Source organism: Labrys sp. HAY1-8F (assembly GCF_056754975.1).
Map to the genome: position 1 here is coordinate 816,352 of NZ_JBPGWZ010000001.1, position 24,034 is coordinate 840,385.

18 protein-coding genes are annotated in these 24,034 nt (G+C 62.9%); 6 read left to right on the forward strand and 12 right to left on the reverse strand.

Going from position 1 to position 24,034, the window contains the following annotated elements; all coding sequences use genetic code 11:
* Positions 1-4 precede the first annotated feature (4 nt).
* From ACR9ZN_RS03760 to ACR9ZN_RS03770, 3 genes are all read right to left on the reverse strand, one after another.
* Positions 5-1,297 (reverse strand): MFS transporter, encoded by a 1,293-nt coding sequence (locus ACR9ZN_RS03760; protein ID WP_481271404.1) that lies wholly within the window; start codon positions 1,295-1,297, stop codon positions 5-7.
* A complete protein-coding gene (locus tag ACR9ZN_RS03765; protein ID WP_454817746.1) occupies positions 1,294-1,788 on the reverse strand; it encodes a DoxX family protein in 495 nt (164 codons plus the stop codon). The genes ACR9ZN_RS03760 and ACR9ZN_RS03765 overlap by 4 nt, the downstream gene beginning before the upstream one ends.
* Before the next feature lie 233 nt (positions 1,789-2,021).
* Positions 2,022-3,008 carry a LysR family transcriptional regulator gene (locus tag ACR9ZN_RS03770; protein WP_441770827.1) on the reverse strand — a complete coding sequence of 329 codons (987 nt, stop codon included), beginning with the start codon at positions 3,006-3,008 and terminating at the stop codon, positions 2,022-2,024.
* A 270-nt stretch (positions 3,009-3,278) separates the two neighbouring features.
* Here ACR9ZN_RS03770 and ACR9ZN_RS03775 point away from each other — a divergent pair, with 270 nt between their 5' ends.
* The 3 genes from ACR9ZN_RS03775 (at position 3,279) to ACR9ZN_RS03785 (ending at position 8,462) form a co-directional block, all read left to right on the forward strand.
* On the forward strand, positions 3,279-4,274 hold the full coding sequence (locus ACR9ZN_RS03775) for an amidohydrolase family protein (RefSeq protein WP_481271405.1): 996 nt from the start codon (positions 3,279-3,281) through the stop codon (positions 4,272-4,274).
* Between the two features lie 9 nt (positions 4,275-4,283).
* Positions 4,284-5,174, forward strand: coding sequence for an alpha/beta hydrolase (locus ACR9ZN_RS03780; RefSeq protein ID WP_481271406.1), 891 nt, complete (start codon positions 4,284-4,286; stop codon positions 5,172-5,174).
* 462 nt (positions 5,175-5,636) lie between these two features.
* Positions 5,637-8,462, forward strand: coding sequence for an autotransporter outer membrane beta-barrel domain-containing protein (locus tag ACR9ZN_RS03785; protein ID WP_481271407.1), 2,826 nt, complete (start codon positions 5,637-5,639; stop codon positions 8,460-8,462).
* A 170-nt stretch (positions 8,463-8,632) separates the two neighbouring features.
* Here the strand turns inward: ACR9ZN_RS03785 and ACR9ZN_RS03790 are convergent, their stop codons facing one another.
* The 4 genes from ACR9ZN_RS03790 to ACR9ZN_RS03805 form a co-directional block, all read right to left on the reverse strand.
* Positions 8,633-10,240, reverse strand: a complete 1,608-nt coding sequence (locus ACR9ZN_RS03790; protein ID WP_441770636.1) for an MFS transporter — start codon at positions 10,238-10,240, stop codon at positions 8,633-8,635.
* An 11-nt stretch (positions 10,241-10,251) separates the two neighbouring features.
* The gene (locus ACR9ZN_RS03795) at positions 10,252-11,391 is read right to left on the reverse strand and encodes an HlyD family secretion protein (protein WP_481271408.1); all 1,140 of its coding nucleotides are present in this window, start codon (positions 11,389-11,391) and stop codon (positions 10,252-10,254) included.
* A 186-nt stretch (positions 11,392-11,577) separates the two neighbouring features.
* Positions 11,578-12,336, reverse strand: a complete 759-nt coding sequence (locus tag ACR9ZN_RS03800) for a sulfite exporter TauE/SafE family protein (protein WP_481271409.1) — start codon at positions 12,334-12,336, stop codon at positions 11,578-11,580.
* A 64-nt stretch (positions 12,337-12,400) separates the two neighbouring features.
* A complete protein-coding gene (locus ACR9ZN_RS03805) occupies positions 12,401-12,640 on the reverse strand; it encodes a DUF1127 domain-containing protein (RefSeq protein ID WP_481271410.1) in 240 nt (79 codons plus the stop codon).
* Between the two features lie 173 nt (positions 12,641-12,813).
* Here ACR9ZN_RS03805 and ACR9ZN_RS03810 point away from each other — a divergent pair, with 173 nt between their 5' ends.
* On the forward strand, positions 12,814-14,157 hold the full coding sequence (locus ACR9ZN_RS03810) for an aminotransferase-like domain-containing protein (RefSeq protein ID WP_481271411.1): 1,344 nt from the start codon (positions 12,814-12,816) through the stop codon (positions 14,155-14,157).
* A 49-nt stretch (positions 14,158-14,206) separates the two neighbouring features.
* Here ACR9ZN_RS03810 and edd read toward each other — a convergent pair whose 3' ends face one another.
* The 4 genes from edd to ACR9ZN_RS03830 all read right to left on the reverse strand — a co-directional run bounded on the left by edd (position 14,207) and on the right by ACR9ZN_RS03830 (position 19,155).
* Complete coding sequence (gene edd, locus ACR9ZN_RS03815) at positions 14,207-16,018, reverse strand: phosphogluconate dehydratase (protein WP_481271949.1); 1,812 nt, start codon at positions 16,016-16,018, stop codon at positions 14,207-14,209.
* Between the two features lie 133 nt (positions 16,019-16,151).
* Positions 16,152-16,934, reverse strand: coding sequence for an ATP-binding cassette domain-containing protein (locus ACR9ZN_RS03820; RefSeq protein ID WP_434960636.1), 783 nt, complete (start codon positions 16,932-16,934; stop codon positions 16,152-16,154).
* Positions 16,934-18,016, reverse strand: coding sequence for an ABC transporter permease (locus ACR9ZN_RS03825; protein ID WP_434960635.1), 1,083 nt, complete (start codon positions 18,014-18,016; stop codon positions 16,934-16,936). The genes ACR9ZN_RS03820 and ACR9ZN_RS03825 overlap by 1 nt, the downstream gene beginning before the upstream one ends.
* Before the next feature lie 104 nt (positions 18,017-18,120).
* Complete coding sequence (locus tag ACR9ZN_RS03830) at positions 18,121-19,155, reverse strand: substrate-binding domain-containing protein (protein ID WP_481271412.1); 1,035 nt, start codon at positions 19,153-19,155, stop codon at positions 18,121-18,123.
* Between the two features lie 331 nt (positions 19,156-19,486).
* On the opposite strand from ACR9ZN_RS03830, the gene ACR9ZN_RS03835 reads away from it, so the two are divergent.
* Both ACR9ZN_RS03835 and ACR9ZN_RS03840 read left to right on the forward strand, forming a co-directional pair.
* Positions 19,487-20,743 (forward strand): ROK family transcriptional regulator, encoded by a 1,257-nt coding sequence (locus ACR9ZN_RS03835; RefSeq protein WP_481271413.1) that lies wholly within the window; start codon positions 19,487-19,489, stop codon positions 20,741-20,743.
* Between the two features lie 489 nt (positions 20,744-21,232).
* Entirely contained in the window at positions 21,233-23,518 is a 2,286-nt protein-coding gene (locus ACR9ZN_RS03840) for a penicillin acylase family protein (protein WP_481271414.1), read from the forward strand.
* A 60-nt stretch (positions 23,519-23,578) separates the two neighbouring features.
* Here ACR9ZN_RS03840 and ACR9ZN_RS03845 read toward each other — a convergent pair whose 3' ends face one another.
* Entirely contained in the window at positions 23,579-23,809 is a 231-nt protein-coding gene (locus ACR9ZN_RS03845) for a DUF2171 domain-containing protein (RefSeq protein ID WP_434960632.1), read from the reverse strand.
* Positions 23,810-24,034 lie beyond the last annotated feature (225 nt).

Below are 24,034 nucleotides of genomic sequence, written 5' to 3' on the forward strand. Positions count from 1 at the left end.
CGGATCATTGACCCGCTCCGCCCTCGCGTTCAGCCGGGAAGCGATAGGGGCCGAGCAGCGACAACAGGGCGATGGCGAGCGAGAGAGCGGCGGCAAAGCCGATCAAGGCCGGATCGTAGGACTGCCTGAGATCGCGGGACAGGCTCATGATATGAGGCCCCAGGCCCGATCCGACGGTGAAGAGGGCGAACAGGACGGCATAGATCGCCGCCATGGCGCGAAGACCGAAATAGCGGCTGACCAGGAAGCCCATCAGGTCGATTTCGGCGCCGATGCCGAGGCCGCAAAGGGCGGCTGCCACATAGGGCAGAAAGCCGCTATTGCCTCCTGCGAGCAGCACCCCGATACCCAGCACAGGCAAGGCAAAGAAGATCATGCCGACATGGGGGCCGAAGAAGCGGTCGAGACAATAGCCGACGATCAACCGGCCCAGGATCATCGTCCCCCCAGCGACACTCATCGCAGTCGCCGCCGCGGCAGGCGCAAAGCCACGCTCGCGCAGGAGCACGACCAACTGGGCGAGGACGCCGTTGATCGAGGTCATCGCAAGCAGGAGAGCAGCAGCAAGCAACCAGAACTGAGGCGAGTGCTTCATCGCCTGTGCCAGGGTGAGGCCGCCCGGCCGGGCCTCCGTCATGGCGCGGCGATCGAGCGCCGTGGCTTCATGGCGAACTCTGGCTTCATGCAGGAACAGCCAGACTGGCAGCAGGGCCAGGACAACGATCAGGAGGCCGAGGCCGAGATAGGCCGCCCGCCAGCCATAGGCTTCGATGAGCAGGCTGGCATACAGCGGCACCAGGGCCACGCCCAGCCCTGCCCCCGCCATCGCGATTCCCATGGCAAGGCCGCGTTCCCGGTCGAATCTGGCCGCGATCGCCTTGACATAGCCCGTCGGATTCTGGCTGGCGCTGAAGATCCCCTGCAGGATGAAGAGCCCGTAGAGCATCGCCAAAGAAGATTGCATCAGGCTCAGGGCAGCCGTCGAGGCTGCGAACAGGGCGATGAGCGGAATCATCACGGGGCGTATGCCGTAGCGATCCATCAGCCAGCCGATCACCGGCGTCGCGAGTGCGGCGGCCGAGGTCAGCACCAGCAGGGCCGAGGACAGCGTGCTGCGCTCGAAGCCGAGCGTCCTGGCCACGGGGTCGACGAAGACACCGAAGGTGAAGACGATGACCGGCCCTTGGGCCACGATGACCCCCAGGCCCGCGGCGAGAACCACCCACCATCGGTTGCCAAACGTCCCTGCCATGCGGGCCGGAGCGGATGCCGGTATGTCATTGCCTGAAACCGTCATTTCACGGCCGCCCCGGCTTGGTCCACGTCCCGGGTTTGATCCGGCCTGCTCAGGCTGAAACGTCCGCCGCCATGAGCGATCACGTAGAGAAAGCCGCCCAGCGTCGCCAGGTGGAACAGGAACAAATTGAGCTGGGCCAGGCGCTGCTCGAGCGGATAGGTCCAGAAATTGTGAAAGATCGAATTGAGCAGCAGGGTTTCAAGGAATAGCAGGACGGCACAGAGGCGCGTCGCTATTCCGAGGGCAAAGGCCATGCCGACGATGATCTCGAAAGCCGCTGCCAGCGGCAGGAGTTGGGAGGATGCCGGCACGCCGAAGGCTTTCATATAGGCAAGGAAGAAGTCGAACTCGACGATCTTGCGGACACCCGACACCACGAAGATGACGGCGAGCAGAACGCGCCCGCCGAGCATCAGATAGGCCTCGGCTCCAGCCGGTACGCTTAGGTCACTCGCGCTCCAGGCCTTTGGCCGCGTTTCGGAAATCGGCATCGTGTTTTCCTCCCCTCAAGCAAAGCACGTCCTTGCGATTCTTGGAGATCCGCCAAATCGCAAAACGCTATGTGGGCACCCTGGTCCGCAGGGCGAAGCAGGTGCCTTCTTGCTCTCGACGATGAAGCGAGCACGATCGTGGGACTAGCGCGGATCGGAGGAACGCACCGTCCAGGAAATCACTGCAATCGAAAGGCCGGGATGGGCGGAGACCAGTCGGCGGCGTCCCTGCCTCAGGCCAATTTTGCGGGGCCGGTTTTGGGCCGGCTCCCGGTTTCGGCGGGAATCCTGTCCTCGATGTCGAGCGAGAAATCGGCCATCTCTACGATCTGCCTGGCCGTGGCGCGCAACTGGCGCTCGATGAATTTGAGAAAGCTGCGCACCTTCAGCGGCAGATGCCGCCCGCTCGGATAGAGGGCATAGACATCGGCGCCGGGTGGCTGCCAATCGGGCAGAACCGACACCAGCGTTCCCTTGCGCAGGGCCGAGGCGCACATATAGCGCGGCAGCACGGCGATCCCCTGGCCCTCCAGCGCCATGTCACGCAGCATCGTCAGATTGTTCATGCGGACGACGACATGGGGAGAAACGCTGGCTTGCTCTTCACCCCGCAAAAAGGTCCAGTCGGCCGGCACATAGGGCGAATAGAAGTGCAGGCAGTCCTGCTCGGCAAGTTCGGCCGGAACGGTGGGCATGCCGCGCGCGGCCACATAGTCGGGGCTCGCATAGGCCCCGCGGGGAACTGTCAGGAATTTGCGGGCGATCAAGCGTGAATCGGCCAATGTGCCGATCCGGAAAGCCAGATCGAAGCGTTCCTCGATCAGGTCGATATGCCGGCTGGTCACCTCGACATCGATGTCGACCTGGCTGTTCTCGCGCCGGAATCGCGCAATGGCGGGGCCGATGATGTGCATGCCCAGTTCGATGGGCAGGCAAAGGCGCAGGATGCCGGTCGGCTGGCCCTGCTGGTCCTGGACCGCCGCTTCCGCCGCCTCGATTTCGGCGATGATGCGCACGCAGCGCTCATAATAGGACAGGCCGATATCCGTGGGACGAACCGTCCTTGTATTGCGATGTAGAAGCCGGGCGCCGAGACGCGCCTCCAGTTCCGCCACGCGATGGCTGACGGTCGACTTGGACATGCGCAAACGCCTGGAGGCGGCGGCAAAGCCGGCAGTCTCGACCACGGCGGCGAATATCGCCATGTCTTCATAGATCATCGTCACGCCCCGCATCCTGAGAGCCAGAGGCGTTCGGGCCGGAACGCAACCGCTCTCACTCCCCGTTTCCAAGCCAATCCGTCGGATTCGCTAGAGCATCTTCGCGATTCCCGGCGGTTTCACCAGATCGCAAAATGCCCTGCTCCATCGTCCAAATATTCGGACACGCCGTTGCGAACTATCCCTCTGTGGCGCGCAGCCCGCCAGCCCTAGGTTCCGGCCAGCAAGCCAACATGGGCAAAGAGTGCCTCGGCAAGGAGCAAGATTTCAATGGGCGACACAGGTCAGATCATCGATGTCCATCAACATCCGCTGCCGCGCTGGTATCTGAGGAGGCTGGCCGATGCCGGTCTCGCCAAGCTCGGCGGACGCTCGCCCGACGAGCCGAGCCTGCAATGGAGCCCGGAAAGCGCGCTCGGCCAGATGGACGAGCTCGGCATTGCCGCTGCGCTGCTGTCTTTTTCCGATCCCGGTGCCTCGATCGGCGATCCCGGGTTCCGGCGCGAACTCGCCCGCGAGTGCAACGAATATCTGGCCGATATCGCCGGGCAGGCCCATGGCCGCTTCGGTGCCCTCGCCGTCCTGCCCTTGCCGGATGTCGAGGATGCCCTTGCCGAACTGAACCATGCTGCCGACCGGCTGAATCTTTCCGGGGTCGTCCTGCTCTCCAACTATGGCGGGGCCTATCTCGGCGATGCGCAATTCGATCCTCTCTTCGCGGAGCTGTCACGCCGGCGGCTGCCGGTCTTCCTCCATCCGGCAATGCCCGCCTATGACGCACCGCTCTCCTATTTCCCCTGGATCCTGGAGTTCGTGTTCAACACGACACGAGCCGCAACGCACCTCATCTATAGCGGCACGCTCGACCGGTACCCCGACATTCCGATCATCCTGGCCCATGGCGGGGGCACGCTGCCTTTCCTGTCCTTCCGCCTCGATATGGGCCAGCGCATTCCGGGCCTCGAGCTTGCCCACCCCGTCCGCCACTATCTCAGCCGCTTCTACTACGACACCGCCTTTGCGACCGCGCCGGAGGCTCTGTCGGCCCTGCTGTCCCTGGTCGAGCCCTCGCAGCTCCTGTTCGGATCGGACCTGCCTTTCGGGACGGTGCCGGCGGCGGCGCTCTCGATCAGCCAGCTGGCACAGTCACCACGCCTGGACGACCGCATCCGGGAGGCGATCGACCATGGTTCCGCGCGTCGGCTGTTCCCAAGTCTGGCACAAGCCCGATCGAGCCGGGTGCACGCACTTTCCATCGCCAAGTGAGGACCGAACATGCCCGTGCCGCTCTATCGCGACTTCCTCGACCAGGCCCAGCTCGATCGGGACTATGATGTCGAGGCTTCGGTCCCCGATTTTTCGGCCTATCGCAGGCGCTTCGATGCCGCCAGCCTGGAGGCCCTCGCCAGCCTGCAGCCCCGCCGCCGCATCCCCTATGGCCCGACGCGGGCCGAATATTTCGATCTCTATTTGGCCAAGGCTCCCAATGCTCCGGTGCTGGTCTTCTTCCATGGCGGCTATTGGCGCATGCTCTCGAGCGAAGATTTCGCCTTCGCCGCCGCCGGCGCGGCTGCCAACGGCATAACCGTCGCCAATGTGAACTACGCGCTCTGCCCAGGCGTCTCCATCGGCGAGATCGTCCGCCAGGCGCGGGCAGCCGTCGCCTGGATCCATCGCAACGGTGTCACTCTCGGCCTGGATACCCGCCATCTGCATGTCGGCGGGCACTCGGCCGGCGCGCATCTAGCCGCCATGTGCCTGCTGGCTGAATGGCACGAAGACTATGACCTGCCCGCAGACATGCTTCAGGGCGGCATTCTGGTGGGCGGCCTCTACGACCTCAGCCCCCTGCCCTATACGTTCATACAGCCGCAGCTCCAGCTCGATTGGGGCATGGTGCGTCGCAACAGCCCCTTGCTTCTGGCGCGGCCCATGCCGCAGGCGAAGCTTCTGGTTGCCTATGGCGGTCGCGAGACCGGTGAGTTCCAGCGCCAGTCACGCGACTTCGCCACGGCCTGGACCCAGGCCGGTAATTCGCCGCCCTCATTGCTGGTGCAGAGTGAGGAGGATCACTTTTCCTCCGCACTGGCGCTGTCGGATCCCGCCTCCTCCCTCAGCAACGCCATCCGCGCCTTGATCCACGCAGCGCTCCGACGCGATGGATAGAACGGCGATCTCACCACCCGGCTGGAGCCACTATGGCTTTGGTGGCTCCGTTGCCTGTCCGCAAAACCGGATGTTCCCGAGTCCCTCAGTCCTCAGGTATTTGACTCGCCCCCGCACAACTTAAGGCTGAGCATAGGTATAATCGCGCCACTATCAATAAAAACTTTCAAATCCAGCAAACAATTCGATTTTATATGCCGATGTATCAATTTATAATTTGAATATTATTCATAAACAATGATTCTACGATAATTTATTCCTATATGATAATTGATCATTCAAAAATCATACACTTGAAAGTATCATTAAAACACGATAATTTTGATTCATATTCTGTGAAATTTTGAGATATTTTCTCATTATTCCGGTGCGGGGCAGGCTTTGCCTAAAGGCACCGTGCGGCCCATTCAGTCAGGTGCACAGACCTGAACCGACCGGGTTATGTGGAAAAGGAGGGGCCCCATGACGTCGACCGGAAACGCTCGAGTTCGCTCCCGCCTGCCCAAGCGGTCGCTCCTGAGTTTCCTGTTGGCGTCAGGCGCCGTCATGCTGTGCCAATCCGCGCATGCACAGGCGACAGCCAGCGGTGGACAGACGGTGCGCATTACGCCGGCCCAGGCGACCTGCAAGAACGAGATCTGCTTTCATGCCATCGACAAGGGCTCGCTGCTTTACAGCAACGCCGATACGCCCATCGACGTGACGGTGCCACCTGCCTTGAATGGTGACGATTACGACATCGGTATTTTTGCGGAGAACGAGACCACCATCAATCTCAAGGGTGGGGGAATCGTTCGCGTCGGCGGGGGCTCGACGGGGCTGCAGGCCAATTGGGCAGACGCGCCGGGCGGTACGATCTACGCAACCAACCTAAACCTCGATGTCGCGGACGTTGCCAACGGTGCGATAGCCTCCCGGAGCAGCCGCATGACGTTTAGCGGCCAAACCACCTTGGTTGGCCATGGTGCCTGGTCGGATGGTCTTTCTGCGCAGTTCGACAGCACCATTACCGTGAATGGCCCGATCGATGCCAGCGGTGCCTGGCTCTACGTCGCCCACAGCGGCGACGGCAGCCGGGTCGATTTGAAGGGCGGAGGAACCATTTCGCTGACCGGAGCAGGCCAGGGTGTTTTTTCGGCGAGCGCCGACGGAATTTTGACGGCGACCGGTCTGAAGATCCACGCCGATACGAACCAAGGCAGTGGTACCTCCTTGCTGACCGGAGGCAGTTTGAGCACTATCAAGGTCTCCAACAGCGAGCTGGATGGCGCCAATTCTGCGGGAGCGATCTGGGGCGTCCATGTCTCGAATGCAGTGACCGAGAATGCGACCTTCGCTCTGGATAATACCAAGCTTACGATGAACTCGGCCGGAGCCGCCATCTATGCAGATGGTGGGCGAGCCATGGTGCGCTTGATCGGTTCAGACGTCACGGCCTTCAAAGGCACCGGGGGCCTGCTTGCCGATGTCGGTACGGGCCGGATCTTCCATCTACCCAGTGGACTCAGCCTCACCGCAATCGATTCCACGCTCTCTGGGAACATGGAGGTGGAGGCACCTGCTGCGGATGGAGCAAATACCCTGTCGGCCAGTCTGCGTGGCATCACGACATGGACCGGTAATCTGGCTGTGAACGGCGCTTCGCGAGGCAATGTGACTTTAGCCGATTCTGCCCGCTGGATCGGCTCGGCAAGCAATGCCACGACCGTCGTGCTGAGTTCTCCCGATGCCCTGTGGGCGATCCCGGGAGGCGGCAATTCCACCGTCAGCGGCACGATGAAGAACGCCGGCAAGATCGCCTTTCAGACCGGCGGGCCAACGACGCTGACGGTGCGCAACTTCGTCAATGACGGCGGCACCATCCAGGTGAACATCAACGCCGCAGGCCAGAACGATTTCATCCACGCCACCGTCACCGCCACCATCAATGGCGGCACGGTTTCCGTCATCCCCGCTTCCGGCAATTATTCGATCGGCCAGACCTACAAGATCCTGAGCGCCAATGGCGGTATCACCGGCCAGTTCTCCAAGGTGGTCGACAACGCCCCCTTCGTCGATCTCGGCCTGTCGCAGAACGCCAATAACATCTATCTGAAGGTGACACGCAACGACGCCAGCTTCGCCTCCGTCGCCACCAGCGAGAGCCAACGCGCTGTGGCCGAAAGCATCGAGACGCTGGCAGGCGGCAGCTCTCTCTATGAAGCCGTCGCCAAGGCTCCGGATGTCGCCAGCGCCCGTCAGGCCTTCTCGACCCTGTCCGGCGACATCCATGCCTCGGCCCGGAGCGTATTGATCCAGGACAGCGGGCTGCTGCGCGATGCCGTGCTGAATCGTCTCTATACCGCCGATCTGGCTGCCGTCGCCCCCACGGCCCCAGCCACCGGCCTGCTGTCCTATGCTGAAACCGCGACGCCCCACGGCCCGACGCCGTTCGGCTCGGACGCTTCGCCCGCCCCTTCCGGCTTCTGGGCACAGGGGTTTGGTTCCTGGGGCCATTTCGGCGGCGGTCACGATGTCCGCATCGATCACAGCACGGGCGGCTTCCTCCTCGGCTTCGATGCGCTGGTCCAGGGTTCGTTCCTGCAGGACTGGCGCCTGGGCGCCCTCGCCGGCTACAGCCATTCGAGCTTCGATGCCGATGCCAGCTCCGCCTCAGGCAAGGCCGATAATTACCATGTCGGCCTCAATGCCGGTCGGCAGTGGAACGCCCTCGCCTTACGGCTAGGGGCCACCTATACATGGCACGACGTCGACAGCGACCGCAGCGTGATCCTGCCCAGCTACGCCGACCGGCTCGGCACCAGCTATGACGCCGGTACGGCGCAGCTCTTCGGTGAGCTCGGCTATCGGATCGACAGGGGAGCCTTGCGCTTAGAGCCCTTCGTCAACGCAGCCTATCTCAACCTGCATACCGACGGCTTCCGGGAGACCGGCGGCGACGCGGCTTTGACCGGCCGGGGCGAAACCAGCAATCTCGGCTTCACCACCCTGGGCGCTCGGGCCGCGACCAGCTTCGACCTGACCGGGGACATCGTCGCCACCGCGCAGGCGACCCTGGGCTGGCGGCATGCCTATGGTGATCTCAGGCCAACCGCGGCACTCGCTTTGGCCAATGGTTCGAGCTTCCTCGCCAATGGTGCACCAATCGCTCGCGATGCGCTGGCGGTCGATGCCGGGCTGAGCGTGGCGCTGTCGCATTCGGCCAGCCTCGGCGTGTCCTATAGCGGACAATTCGGCGAGAAGGCCGTCGACCAGAACGTCAAAGGCAATTTCGTCTGGAGGTTCTGATTGCGAAAGAAGACGAGACGCGCTGTCGGGCGCGGGAAGATCCCAACCCGCCCTACGACGTTTGTCTCGTCTCCCTCAAGGTAGGCGCATCGCTACAGCAGTCTTGCTAAGAAAATAGATTAAGATAATCAGGTATAGCTCAGAATTAACTGGATAAATCGTACTTCTATCTAGATAGGAAGTCGATTGGGCCTGGGCAGCAACGCGATCAGCAGGAGACAGACAAAGGCACCGCCGGCGGCGGCCAGAAAGCCATCGATATAGGAGAGCACCGCCGCCTGCTTGGCGATGGCCGAGGACAACAGGCTCGTCGCCCGGGCGCTGGCGATCGCCACATCCGCCGTGTGGGCGCTGACGGCATTGCGATAGGCCGCCAGGCGATCGACCGTCGCGCCAGCGAGGCTGTCGACATGCAGGCCGATGAGATTCGAATGAACCTGTTCGCGCACGCGCACGAAAGTTTGCATAAAGGCCGTGCCGATTTCGCCGCCGAACATGCGGCTGATCTGCAGCAGGGCACCGATCGTCAGCGCATCGGCCGGATTGATCGACTGCACCGCCAGGACGACCAGCGCCGTGAGCGCGAAGGACTGGCCGAGGGCCTGCAGGATCTGGGATTGCAGGAAATCGTCGGTGGCCCATGCGCTGGTGAGCTGGGCCGCCATCAGGCAGGCAATACCGACCAGGGCGGTGCCGGCGGCCAGCACCCACCTCCCGTCGAAGCGCTTGAGGACATAGCCGAGCGGCACCACGATGATGAGCTGAGGCAAGGCGATCCACAGCAGCACGGCGCCGACCTGCAATTCCCGAAAATTCTGCACCGACTGCAGATAATTGGGAATGATGTAGGCTGTTGACAGGATGATGAAGCGAAAGCCTGCCAATAGGAGCAGCAACAGCAGGAGATGGTGCTGCATCAAGAGCCGCAGATTGAGGAAGGGCCTGCGGCTGACCCATAGCTCGCGCACGACGAAGGCCGCCGTCACCAGGCCGCCGGCGATCAGCAGGCCGTTGACCAGGCCGCTATTGGTCCAGTCGAGCCGGTTACCCTGGTCGAGGCCAGCATAGAGCAGGCTGAAGCCGGCCCCGGCATAGACCAGGCCCGGCCAGTCGAAATGGTGCAGGAGTTCGGTCTTAACGTCCTCGCGTGGAATGCCGAACCATACGCAGGTGAACATCAGCGGCAGCAGGCCGCAATATTGCCAGCTGATCCAGCGCCAGGAGAGATTGTCCGCATACCAGCCTTCGAGCGAGGCCGCGACATTCTGCGAGAGCTCCGAATTCATGGCGTAGACCGCGATGCCGTAGATGATCAGGCGTGGCGGCAGGCTGCGGGCGATGAAGCTGATGGTGAGTGGAATGAACGTTCCGGAGCCGACCCCCGCCAGGAATTGGGCGGCCAGGAAGGCTCCGAGATTGGGGGAGAGAGGCGCGAGCAGGCTGGCGACGAAGAGCAGCGTGATACCCAGTAACAGCATGCGCCGGACCCCAAAAATGGCGCCGAGATAGGGGCAGGCAACCCCGACCAGCATCTGGCCGACAGCGAAGGTGGTGGTCATCCAGGCGCCTTCGTCGAAGCCCAGATGAAGCCCGCCACGCAGATCTGCGAGGCCGAAACTGGTGACGCGGCTGCCGAGCGTCGACATGATGGAGCCGAGCAGCACGCCGAGGATGCCGATATAGGGACGCAGCGTATCGGCACGAAAGCGCGGCGGCGCATGCGCTGCCGGCTCGAGGGCCGCGCCGGTCGCCGTCAGGGGGGCGGCTGACGTCGTCATGCCGGCCACCGTCATGGCGCCGCTGCCGTGCCGGTGCCTGCCTTGTCATCGGCTCCGGTATCGACGGTGGCAACCACAGACATGCCCGGCCGGATCAAGGTTCCCAGGGCCGGATTGGGGTCGAGGGCGATCTTGACCGGAATGCGTTGCACGACCTTGGTGAAATTGCCGGTGGCGTTGTCGGGCGGCAGCAGGGCGAAGGTGCTGCCGGTGCCGGGCGACCAGGCTTCGACACGTCCTGCCAGGACCAGATCGGGAAAGGCATCGACGGTGACATGCGCCGGCTGACCAAGGCGTATATTGGTCATCTGCGTTTCCTTGTAGTTCGCCACCACCCAGATATTGGGCAACGGCACCACCGCGATCACCTGGGTGCCGATATTGACGAACTGGCCCGGACGAACCTGGCGCTGGCCGACGAGCCCTTTGGCCGGCGATCGGATCTTGGTGTAGCCAAGATTGTTGGTGGCGAGGGTGACCTGCGCCTCCGCGGCCTTGATCTGGGCTTTGACCTGCTGCTCCTGGACATCGAGGCCGGCAAGCAGGGCCTTCTGCTGGTCGAGCTGGGCCTCATAGAGCGCCTTCTGGGCCAAAGCGCGCTGGGCATTGGCATCGGCCTGCTCGACCGATTGCTGGGTGCCGGCCGTGCCGGTCTTGAGCAGATCGCGCTGGCGCGTACTTTCGAGTTGATAGCGCCGCACATCAGCACTGCCCGCGTCGATATTGGCGCCTGCCTGCCGGATCAGGGCATTCTGCACGTTCTTCTGATTGGCGACATTGGCGAGACTGGCCTCGGCCGCGGCGAGATTGGCCTGTGCCAATGCAAGCTGGGCCTGATAGTCGGACGGTTCGATCTCGGCGATGAGATCGCCGGCCTCCACCGCCTGGTAGTCGCGAATGGGGACTTCCTTGATGTAGCCGGAGACGCGGGCCGACAAGGGCGTGACGTCGCCCACGATGAAGGCATTGTCGGTCTCCGCGAGGCGGGCGGCACCGGTCCAGCGGTTCCAGTTGCCGGCGACATACCAGACGAGCCAGGCAGCAAGCAGCAGGAAGCCGACGCGCAAGGCCGGATAGAGCCAGCGCGACCTCAGGCTGCGCGCGGGCGGCGGCGTTTCGGATACGGTCGACTTTTCTGCTGCATCCGACATCTGATCCTCGCACTCACACTCGAATGCGACCGATCCTGGCGAAGGATTATGGATGGCGAAACAAAAATATTCCAATACGCACACCGGACTCGCCAAGTCCGATCGAACCCATATCCATCAGGGTTCACCGAGCCAGTGAATCGGCACCGGCACGTCACGCCTCGAGGGCATGCCGGGCGTCCGGGCTCACCCCAAGAAGCCGGAAGCGCCGTCCCACAGCAATTTCAGCGCCGTCACGACCAGCAAGCCATAGCAGGCACGATAGACTTGGCGCTGATCCAGAACGCCATGAAGCCGCCAGCCTGACCAGACACCAAAGGGAATGGCGAGCAGGCAGATCGCCATCAACGCCCAGGTCGTGCCCGCAGGCTGCACCAGCACCAGCCACGGCACCAGTTTGGTCGCATTGCCAACGGTGAAGAACAGGCTTGTCGTTCCCGCGTAGATCTCCTTCCCAAGTCCAAGAGGCAGCAGATACATCGCAAGCGGCGGTCCCCCCGAATGCGCCACCATGGTGGTGATGCCCGACGTGAGGCCGGCGGCGACTGCCTTCGGCTTGGAGCGCGGACGATGCGTCATTTCCCCGCCCCGCACGAGCCAGAGGCCGACGAAGGCCAGGGTAATGGCCGCCATCATGACCGCAATGGCTCGATGGTCGAGTACGCAGAACAGCAGGAAGCCGAAGCCGATGCCGATCACAAGTCCCGGCAGCAGTAGCACGAGGTCCGGCTTGGACCAGGTCGAGGGCTTCCAGTAGCGCAATGCATAGAGATCCATTGCGATGAATAGAGGCGCAAGCAGTCCGCCCGCGGTGACAGGATCCATGACCAGCGAGAGCAGCGGGATGCCGACAATGGCAAAGCCGCCACCGAATGCGCCCCTCATGAAGCTGATCAGGAACACGCCCGCGAAGGCGACCAGGATGGTGGCAGCGCTCAGGTCCATGGCACCGCCTCCATCACGCGCAGGCATTCCTGCCGGTGCCGCCTCACCTCTGCCCAAGCGGGGATCATGACATCCTCGTCCGGTCGGGCGGGACGGCACGGCCATAGACCGCCGCTTCGATATCGCCGCGTGCGAGGCCGATGTCGCGCAGGGCGAAATCATCGTATTCGCGCAAGTCCGCGAGGGCGGCACGCCGGGCAAAAAAGCGCAGCATTCCATCGTAAAGTGCCGCGAGTTGCCGATACAATGCGTCGGGCTTCTTCGCGATCGCGGGGTGAGTGATGGTCGACAGGGGAGCAGACATTTCCGATCTCCAATAATTGCTTCGGGCAATGCGACGCCGTTGCCGCAAGCCTTGGCGAGCTGGCCGTTCCGAACCGTAGAAATCTTCGCAATTCCCGGTACAATCCGGTTGATGAAGATAGAATGATCCGATATGCTTCTCGGTGCAATTATAACATTGCTCTCGGTGCAATAATGTCAAAGTCCGAATATCTGAAGCTGGCCGACGAGATTGCCGCGGACATAGCGGACGGCAGGCTCAGCCCAGGCGATCGCCTGCCCCCTCAACGCAACTTTGCCTATGAGCGCAAGATTGCCGCCTCGACGGCAAGCCGCGTCTACGCCGAGCTGTTGCATCGCGGCCTTGTGGTCGGCGAAACCGGCCGGGGCACCTTCATTTCGGGCAATGCCAGGCGCGGCGTGGCAGCGCCAAGCGAGCCGAGCGGCATTCGGATCGATCTCGAATTCAATTACCCTTTGCTTCCCAATCAGACTACGCTCATTGCCAAAAGTCTTGATGGCCTGGAACAACCCGCCGCCCTCGACATTGCACTGAGGCAGGCGACCAGTATCGGAACGCCGGCGCTGCGAACCCTAGCCTCCTCCTTCCTTTCGCGGGACGCTTGGTCGCCAACCCCGGAGCAACTCGTCTTTACCGGCAATGGCCGCCAGAGCCTGGCGGCCGCCCTTGCCGCCATCGTTCCGACCGGCGGGCGCTGCGGCGTCGAGGCCTTGACCTACCCTTTCATCAAGGGCGTTGCCGCGCGGCTCGGCATCACGCTGGTGCCCTTGGCGATGGACGAGGGTGGCCTGCGTCCCGACTCGGTGCAAAAGGCGCACCATGAGGCCCATCTTTCGGCGCTCTACGTCCAGCCGGCTGTCCAAAACCCGCTGAACATGACGATGAGCGCGGCGCGCCGGGCCGACCTTCTGCACGTCGCCGAAAAGCTCGACCTTCCGATCATCGAGGACAATGTCTACGGCTTCCTCGACGACGAGCCGCCGCTCGCAGCTCTCGCGCCGGCACGGTGCGTCGTCATCGACTCCCTGTCCAAGAAGGTCGCGCCGGGCCTGACTTTGGGCTTCATCGTGCCGCCGCAGCGTTTGCGTGAAACCATCATGGCTTCGGTGCGCTCGGGCGGATGGACCGCCTCCGGCTTTGCCTTTGCGGCGGCGCAGCGACTGATGGGCGATGGCACCGCTGCCGAACTCTCCAGGCTGAAACGCCTGGATGCCCGCGCGCGCCAGAAGCTGGCCGCCGAGCGCCTTTCGGACTTCGAGATTCAAACCAACGAAAAGTGCTACCATCTATGGCTGACATTGCCGGCGCATTGGCGCTCGCAAACCTTCGTCGCGGCGGCGGCCAGGCGCGACATTGCCCTGTCTCCCTCCACGACCTTCGCCGTGACGCCAGGCCATGCGCCCAACGCCGTCCGGCTGGCGCTGGCCAGCCCGACCATGGACCAGCTCGATAGCGGCCTGGCCACGCTGGCCGCGATGCTGGCCATGCGAGAGGACGATTTCGACTCAACCGAATAAGCCGAATGCACTCCCGCGATGCCGGTGCACGCTGGAATGGGCGCCCCGATCATCCAAACAGGGGCGAGGCGCCGTTTTCCGCCGCCGAGACCTGTCGGCGAAACAAGCCGAAGAGCTCGCGCCCGACCCCGAATTCGTTGTCGGCGAGATCCGGCTGGACGTTCGCCCGCTCGAGCGCTCCCGGCGTCAGCACGTCGATCGTGCCCGAAACCGCATCGACGCGCACGAGGTCACCGTCTTCGAGCCTGGCAAGCGGCCCTCCGTCGAGCGCCTCGGGACTGACATGGATCGCCGCGGGCACCTTGCCGGAAGCGCCCGACATCCGGCCATCGGTGACGAGGGCAACCTTCAGCCCCTTGTCCTGCAGCACGGAGAGCATCGGGGTCAGGCTGTGCAGTTCCGGCATGCCATTGGCTTTCGGCCCCTGGAAGCGCACCACCACCACAGTATCGTCGGTGAATTCGCCGGCGCGGAAGGCCTGCTTGACCGCCTCCTGGTCGGCGAAGACGCGTGCCGGCGCCTCGACGACATGGCGCTCCGGTGCCACGGCCGAAACCTTCATCACGCCGGTGCCGAGATTGCCTCGGAGCCGCTTGAGGCCGCCTGTCGGCTGGAATGGTTCACCGGCCGACCGCAGCACCTTGGGGTTCAGCGACGCGCTCGTACCCTCCGACCACACCAGGGCGCCATCGATCAGCTTCGGTTCGTGGGTGTAGCGGGCCAGCCCCTCGCCGGCCACGGTGCGCGTGTCGGGATGCAGCAGCCCGGCTTCGAGCAGTTCGCCGATCATGAAGCCGAGACCGCCCGCGGCATGGAAATGGTTCACATCCGCGAGCCCGTTCGGATAGACGCGTGCCATCAGGGGCGTCACGTCCGAAAGATCGGCAAAGTCCTGCCAGTCGAGCACTATCCCGGCCGCCCGCGCCATGGCGATCATGTGAATGAGCAGATTGGTGGAGCCGCCCGTGGCGTTGAGCCCGACGATGCCGTTGACGAAGGCGCGCTCGTCGAGCACGTCGCAGACCGGCGTGTAGTCGTTGCCCAGGGCCGAGATCGACAAGGCACGCCTGGCGGCTTCCACGGTGAGCGCATCGCGCAGGGGCGTGTTGGGATTGACGAAGCTCGAGCCCGGCAAATGCAGGCCCATGAATTCCATCAGCATCTGGTTGGTGTTGGCCGTGCCGTAGAAAGTGCAGGTGCCCGGCCCGTGATAGGCCGCCATCTCCGCTTGCATCAGCTTGTCGCGCCCGCATTGGCCCGTGGCGAAGAGCTGGCGCACCTTGGACTTCTCGTCATTGGCGATGCCGCTCGCCATCGGCCCGGCCGGCACGAAGATCGCCGGCATATGGCCAAAGGCGGCCGCCGCAATGACGAGGCCCGGCACGATCTTGTCGCAGACACCGAGATAGACGATCGAATCGAAGGTGTTGTGGCTGAGCGCGATGCCGGCTGCCATGGCGATGGCATCGCGCGAGAACAGCGACAGCTCCATTCCGGCCTGGCCCTGGGTGACGCCGTCGCACATCGCCGGAACACCGCCGGCCATCTGAGCCGTGCCGCCGGCCGTACGCGCCGCCGCGCGGATCAGGTCGGGGTAGCTTTCATAGGGCTGGTGCGCCGAGAGCATGTCGTTATAGGCGCTGATGATGCCGAGATTGCCTGCGCCGCCCTTGACCAGCGTCGCCTTGTCGCCCGCCGGCATGGCCGCATAGGCATGGGCCTGGTTGCCGCAGGACAGATGGGCGCGGACGGTGCCGGCGGCGCGGGCGCGCGCCATGCGCGCGAGATAGGGACGGCGAAGGGCGGCGGACCGCTCCACGATCCGATCGGTGACCCGTGCGAGCGTTGGGTTCAGCGCCATGGTGGCCTTTCTCGGGTTGGGAGACGATGCTGCTTTTGGCATGGAGCATCGTCTCCTGATGGCTTCGTCGATAAGGAGGCAAGGCAAGAAACACGCCAGCCAGAGGGACAACGCCCCCGGGCCCACGTATCTGTCAGGCTGCGACCAGTTCCTCCGGCGGGCTCTTGGCACCCGTCATGAAGGCGACCGCGTCGGACATCGTGTAGTCGCGCGGATTGATAACGCAGAGCCGCCGGCCGAGCCGGTGGATGTGGATGCGATCGGCCACCTCGAAGACATGCGGCATGTTGTGCGAGATCAGCACGATCGGCAGCCCCCGCCGCTTCACGTCGAGGATGAGTTCCAGGACACGGCGGCTTTCCTTGACGCCGAGAGCGGCAGTCGGCTCGTCCATGAAAACCACCTTCGATCCGAAGGCGGCCGCACGCGCCACCGCGACGCCCTGGCGCTGGCCACCCGACAGGGTCTCGACCGCCTGGCCGATGTTCTGGATGGTCATCAGGCCGAGTTCGGTCAGCTTCTCGCGGGCCCGCTTTTCCATGGCGGGCCTGTCGAGCATCTTGAACCATTGGCCGAGGATGCCGGGCTTGCGGATCTCCCGCCCCAGGAACATGTTGTCGGCGATGGACAGGGCCGGCGACAGAGCCAGGTTCTGGTACACGCACTCGATCCCCGCTTCGCGGGCATCGATGGGCGACTTGAAGTTGACGACCTTGCCGTCGAGCCTGATTTCCCCCTCGTCGGGCGTGATGGCGCCCGACAAGGCCTTGATCAGGGACGATTTGCCAGCCCCGTTGTCGCCGATCACGGCGAGGATCTCGCCGGGATAAAGGTCGAACTCGCAATTGTTGAGAGCGGTGACCCGGCCATAGCGCTTGATCAGGCCGCGTGCGCTGAGAATGGGTTCCTGTGCCATTAGCCTGCAACCTTTCTGATCCACTGGTCGACGGTCACGGCGCCGATGATGAGAACGCCGATGAGCAGGTAGGTCCATTGCGGGTCGGTGCCGACCAGCCTGAGGCCGAGCTGGAACACGCCGACGATCAGGGCGCCGAAGATCATGCCCAGGATCGAGCCGCGGCCTCCGAACAGGGAGATGCCGCCGATGACCACCGCGGTGATCGACTCGATATTGGCGAACTGGCCGGAGGTCGGTGAAACCGAGCCGAGGCGGCCGATCAGGACCCAGCCCGCCAGGGCGCAGATGAGGCCGGACAGCGTATAGACCTGGAGCAGCATCTTGTTGGTGCCGACGCCGGAAAGTTCGGCCGCGTCGGGATCATCGCCCACGGCATAGACATGCCGGCCCCAGGCAGTGTGGTTGAGCACGTACCACAGGACCGCGACCAACAGCACCATGGCGACCACGCCGGCCGTCAAGACCGCGCCTCCGAAGCGGAAGCTCGCACCGAAGAGTTGCAGCAGCGGGGCCTGGGCCGCGATGTCCTGGCTGCGGATCGTCTCATTGGCCGAGTAGAGGAAATTGGCTGCCAGGATGATCTGCCAGCTGCCCAGCGTGACGATGAAGGGCGGCAGCTTCATGCGGGAGACGAGCAACCCGTTGATATAGCCGCAGAGGGCACCGCAGGCGAAGCCGCACAGGATCGATAGGGGAACCGGCAGGCCGTACCGGAAGGTGAACTGCCCCATCACAACGGAGGACAGCACCATGATCGCGCCGACTGAGAGGTCGATGCCGGCCGTCAGGATGACCAGAGTCTGCGCTGCGCCGACGATGCCGGTGATGGCCACCTGCTGCAGGATCAGCGTCAATGAAAAGGCCGAAAAGAACTTACTGCCCAGGATGATGCCGAAGATGGCGGTGGACAGTACGAGCACGATCAACGGCACCATCGCCGGATTTCCGTGCAGGAAGTGCTGTGCCTTTTCCAGGAGTGATTTCTTGTGAACGTCGAAACTGGCTACGCTGGTGTCGCTGCCCGAGAGGACTTTTTCGAAGTCCTGTGGACGTCCGACATTTGCCGAAGGATCGGTCATATCTTTGGTCTCCTCCCGCGGGGCGGGGCCCCTCGCAAAAGGAGCGGCGCGGGGGCCGCTCCTCCGTAAGAACAAGATTGAACGTTGGCCGGGCTGAGCTCAGATCAGCCCCAGCACAGGTCCTTACCTTTCTTGGTGTCGATGGATTCGACGCCGGAAGCCGGCTTGTCGGTGACGAGGGTGGCGCCGGTGTCGAAGAACGCCTTGCCTTCGGTGGGCTTGGGCTTCTCGCCGCTATCGGCGAACTTCTTGATGGCTTCGATGCCCATGGCCGCCATCTTGAGCGGATATTGCTGCGACGTGGCGCCGATGACGCCCTCAGCGACGTTCTTCACGCCCGGGCAGCCACCGTCGACCGAGACGAGCAGCACGTCCTTCTCGCGGCCGACGGACTTCAGCGCCTCATAGGCGCCCGCGGCGGCCGGTTCGTTGATGGTGTAGACGACGTTGATCATCGGGTCCTTCTGGAGACAATTCTCCATGGCGGACCGGCCACCCTCTTCATTACCGTTGGTCACGTCGTGGCAGACGTTGCGGGCATCGCCCCAATCCTGGATCTTGGTCGGATTGGCGATCTTGGAAATGCCGAACCCACTCATGAAGCCCTGGTCGCGCAGGACATCGACGGTCGGCTGGCTCGGATTGAGATCGAGATAGGCGATCTTGGCTTCCTTGGCCTTGTCGCCGAGCGTTGCCCGGGCCCATTGGCCGATCAGTTCGCCCGCCTTGAAATTGTCGGTGGCGAAGGTGGCGTCGGCGGCGTCGATCGGCTCCAGCGGCGTGTCCAGCGCGATAACGAGGATGCCGGCGGCGCGGGCCTTCTTGACGGAGTCGATGATGGCCTTGGAGTCCGAAGGCACCAGCAAAATGCCCTTTGCCCCGTCGGCGATGCAGGATTCGATGGCCGAGACCTGGCTCTCATTGTCACCGTCGATCTTGCCCGCATAGGCCTTGAGGTTGACGCCAAGCTCCTTGGCCTTGGCGGTCGCGCCCTCCTTCATCTTCACGAAGAAGGGATTGGTGTCGGTCTTGGTGATCAGGCAGGCACCGACATCGGCTGCAAAGCCTGGGGTCGCAAAGACACCGAGAGACAGGACGCTGGCGCACAACAGCGCCGACTTCAGGACACGTTTTTTCATCATATTCCTCCCATTTTGGATCGCTTGGCCGGCTGCCCGGACCTTGCTTTCGGGGCGCCTTCATTGCCGCGTTGGCGCCTGGACATAAAAAACATCATCCCTGCCTGCCTTGTCAATAAATAAATAAGTCTTATTTAGTTATTTATTGACGCCCTTGCACGAAGCGCCCATTCTTGGTGAAAGGAGCGATGTCGCCCAATGCAGCTTCCTCTCGTTCGAGCCACGGATTCGAACGAGAGGAAGCTGCAAGATTTCAGACACTTGCAGAGTTTCTTAATATTGTCCGCGAACGGGCAATATTAAGAAACTCTGCTTACGGGGAGGAAATGGGATGGAGGCTGGCACCCAGAAGGCCGGTTCGCCCGAACTGGCCGAGAACCGCTTTCATCGCGGCACCAACCAGAGTGGTATGCGCGACCACAACGAGCGTATCGTGCTCTCGCTCGTTCGCGAGCACGGCGCCCTGGCCAAATCCGACATCGCCCGCATGACCAGCCTGTCACTGCAGACCGTTTCGGTGATCATGCGGGAACTGGAAGAAGCAGGCTTGTTGACGCGCCAGGAGCCGGTGCGCGGACGCATCGGCCAGCCCTCGATCCCCATGGCGCTCAATCCGGAAGGCGCCTATTTCCTCGGCCTGAAGATCGGCCGGCGCAGCGCCGATCTGGTGCTGATCGATTTCCTGGGCAATGTGCGCGCGATGCTGCACAAGTCCTACCGCTACCCTGCCCCGGGCGAGACGATTGGCTTTGCGCTCGACGGCATCGCGTCCATCAGGGCAACGCTCAGTCCTGCCGCGAACAAACGCATCGCGGGGCTCGGCATCGCCATGCCGTTCGAGCTGTGGAACTGGGCCGATGCGGCCGGTGCCCCGCCCGCCGTGATGGACGAATGGCGCGATCGCAGCATCCAGGCCGACCTCCAGTCGAATTGCGATTTTCCGGTCTATCTGGAGAATGACGCCACCGCAGCCTGTGGGGCCGAACTCGTCTTCGGCCAGTTCGCAGGCGTGCGTGACTTCGTCTATTTCTATATCGGCGCCTTTGCCGGAGGGGGTATCGTGTTGAACGGCCGCCTGTTCGGCGGCCGGACCGGCAATGCCGGCGCGCTCGGCTCCATGCCTGTCCCCGGCCCCAACGGCAAGCCGACCCAGCTCATCGACGTCGCCTCCATCGCCATGCTGGAAAAGGCGTTGAAGGAACGCGGCATCGAAGCCGCGCATCTATGGACATCGCCCGAGGTATGGGGCGATCTGGGTGAGGAAGTCGAGCTCTGGATCCGCAAGGCGGCCGACGCCCTGGCTTACGCCATCGTCTCGTCCTGTGCCGTGATCGATTTCGAGGCGGCCGTCATCGATGGCTGGATGCCGTCCGATGTCAGGGCGCGCCTGGTCGACGCCGTGCGCGAGGCATTCGGCAGGATCGACGTTGAGGGACTGAGAACGCCCCATGTGCGCGAGGGAACGGTGGGCATTCATGCCCGCGCGCTCGGCGGCGCCAGCCTGCCTTTATCGGCGCGCTTTCTCGTGCTCGCGGACACCTCCAAAGAGAGCAACACCGTCAAGAACGGCGATCTTCACGGCCGCTAGGGCGCCGCAAATGGTGCCTTGAGCCCTTTCGCCTATACGGCACAAGACCTCATTCATGAATTGAAAAATATGCAATAATATATTGTTATTGCAATATTTTTTCCAGTAAATTCAACCTATTTTGACACAGCGACCCCAGGCCTGCCTCGGCCCATGCATGCTATCCGCCTGCGATGGCGAGGCTCGGCCTCGCGGCGTCCAATTCAAGCAAGACATGAGGCTCTGGCGAACGGACATTCCGGAAGAGACGAAGATAAGCATCTTGTCTGACGATAGAAATGACGCCACTATCCGCGTCCTGTTCAAAATAATCATAATTTTCAAAAGTGTACCGCATAGAAAAATAAGGTCATTGATATGCTTCGTAGCCTGACCATCTTTCTAAGCTCCGTCGCGTTGGTCGCTTGGGTTCCACCTGCTCTTGCGGAAATCTCATCGGGTGTACGGCAACAGACCCACAATATCCGCGGTTTGCAGCATCCTGCCACAATGATCCTCGATCACTGGGGTATCGCGCATCTCTATACCGCCAACCGGCGCGACGCGTTCTTCATGCAAGGCTACAATGCCGCGCGCGACCGCCTGTGGCAGATTGATCTGTGGCGCAAGCGCGGCCTTGGTCTTCTGGCCAGGGATTTCGGTCCGAGCTATGTCGAGCGGGACCGTGCGGCACGCCTGTTCCTCTATCGCGGCGACATGGGCAAGGAATGGCAGTCCTACGGGCCGCATGCGAAAGACTACGCGGACGCCTTCGTTGCCGGTGTCAACGCCTATGTCCAGGAAACGCGGGAGGGTGCGCAGCCGCTACCCGAGGAGTTCAAGATCGCCGGCTCGCGTCCCGATCTGTGGAATGCGGACGATATCGTGCGCATCCGCAGTCACGGTCTGACGCGCAATGTCGAGCTCGAAGTGCAGCGCGCACAAATTACCTGCGCTGCCGGGCTCCAGGCCGACAGGCTCCAGGCTCAATTCGAACCCGCCTGGACGACGAAGCTTCCCGATGGCCTCGATCCCTGTTCAATTCCACGGGATGCGCTCAAGGACTACACGCTTGCGACCGATCCGGTGAAGTTCGGGGCGGGCAAGAAGGCGGCGCAGGCCTATGATCCCGATGCCCTCCTTGCGCAGGCACAGACCAAGGTCGAGACGATCGGCTCCAACAATTGGGTCGTCTCCGGCAAGCGCACGGCAACCAGGCGCCCGATCCTGGCCAATGATCCGCATCGCGACCATAGCGTGCCGTCCCTGCGCTATATCGTTCACCTCGTCGCGCCGGGCATGAATGTGATCGGTGCCGGCGAACCGGCGCTGCCCGGCATTTCGATCGGCCATAATGGCCGCATCGCTTTCGGCCTGACGATCTTCGGCATGGATCAGGAAGATCTCTATGTCGAGGCACGCAATCCGAGCAATCCCGATCAGGTCAAGTTCGGGACGGACTGGGAGCCGATCCGGATCGTGCGCGAAAAGGTCGAGGTCAAGGGCGCCGAGCCACAAGAGATCGAGATGCGCTTCACCCGGCACGGGCCGGTTCTTGCCACCGATGCCAAGCGCAATCTGGCTTTTACCATTCGCTCCGTCTGGTTCGAGCCGGGAACCTCGGCCTATTTCGGCTCGTCCGACTACATGACGGCGAAGACCTGGCCTGAATTCCAGGCTGCGATGAAGCGCTGGGGCGCGCCCTCGGAAAACCAGATCTATGCCGATACCAAGGGCAATATCGGCTGGCAGCCGGGTGGGATGGCGCCGCGCCGCCTCAGCTATGACGGTCTGCTGCCGGTGCCGGGCGATGGGCGCTATGAATGGCAGGGCTTTTTGCGCCTGGATGAATTGCCGAGCGTCTTCAATCCGAAGACCGGCTATTTCGCCACCGCCAACCAGATGAACCTGCCGCCCGACTATCCGGTCGCGCAGCGCCGCATCGGCTTCGATTCCTGGGCCAATCCCGCCCGCTGGGACCGCATCGTCGAGGTACTGCAGGACAAGAAGAAATTTAGCCTCGCCGACGCAATGGACTTGCAGAACGACGACACCACCATGCTTGGCCGCCGGCTGATCGTGCTCCTCAAGCCGCTGCAATCCGATGATCCCCAGATAGGCAAGGGGCTGCAGCTCTTGCGTGGTTGGAATGCGCGCGATGACCGCGACAGCGCGGCCGCCGCCCTGTTCGAGGTGTGGATCAGCAAGCATATCGGTCCGGCGCTGGTGAACGCCACCGTGCCGGAGGCGGCTCGCTCCCTCATTCCCAAGCCGAGCGTCGGCGCGATGTTCGAGCTTCTGGAGAAACCGGACGCCTCGCTCGGCACCGATCCGGCCGCGGCACGCGACAAGCTGCTGCTGCAGAGCATCGGCGCGGCGGTCGCGGAGGTTTCCAAGCTTCTCGGCGAGGATGCCGGCCAATGGCGCTGGGGCCGGCTGCACCATGCCCAATTCGATCACGCGCTCACGTCGCTTGCCGACCCCTCGACCCAGGCGCAGATGCGTGTGGGCCCGCTCGAGCTTGGAGGTGCCAGCAACGTGCCCCATGCCACGAGCTATCGCAGCTCGGACTTTCGCCTGACCTCTGGCGCTTCCTTCCGCATGGTGCTGGATGTCGGCAATTGGGATGCCAGCCGCGTCATCAACACGCCCGGACAATCGGGAAATCCCTTCAGCCCCCATTATCGCGATCTCGCGCCGCTCTGGGCCGATGGACAATATGTGCCCCTGCTCTATTCCAAGCCAGCGGTCGAAAATGCGGCGAGCGAAATCGTGACCTACGCGCCCGCGCATTAACTGGCTCGGGAAATACCCGTTGCTGCATGAGGCAACCGTCGCTCTGGCAAGCGCGGCTGCCTATTCCTCGGAAGACAGGAAAGCTCGCGTCGCAACGGCCGATACCTTCTGCCGCAACCTCACCTTGTTCCCCTCGACCGCGGACACCTGGGATATGTCGATGAAAGGCTCCCGGGGATCCAGGATATCCTCGCTGCTCAACTTGATCGAGGAGCCTTCCACGCTTTCTACAATGCCGACATGTTGATCATTGGCGTCAACGACTTCCATATTTTCGCGGATATCCATCATGGCCGTTCCCTCTCGTGTAATCGGGAATCTAACTGCCCAGCGGCTATGGAGTTCCTCGAGGCATCCCGAGGGACGAGGCTGGTTGGGTTTGTCGCTACCCGTCACACCACGGTGATTGGCAAGCCTTGGCGTCGCTCAGGCCATCGAGATTGGCCACAGCTCCGGTCGGCGGCATGAAACAATCCGCGCCGAAGCTTGTTCTTCTTGAGGAATGGTCCCTCGCGG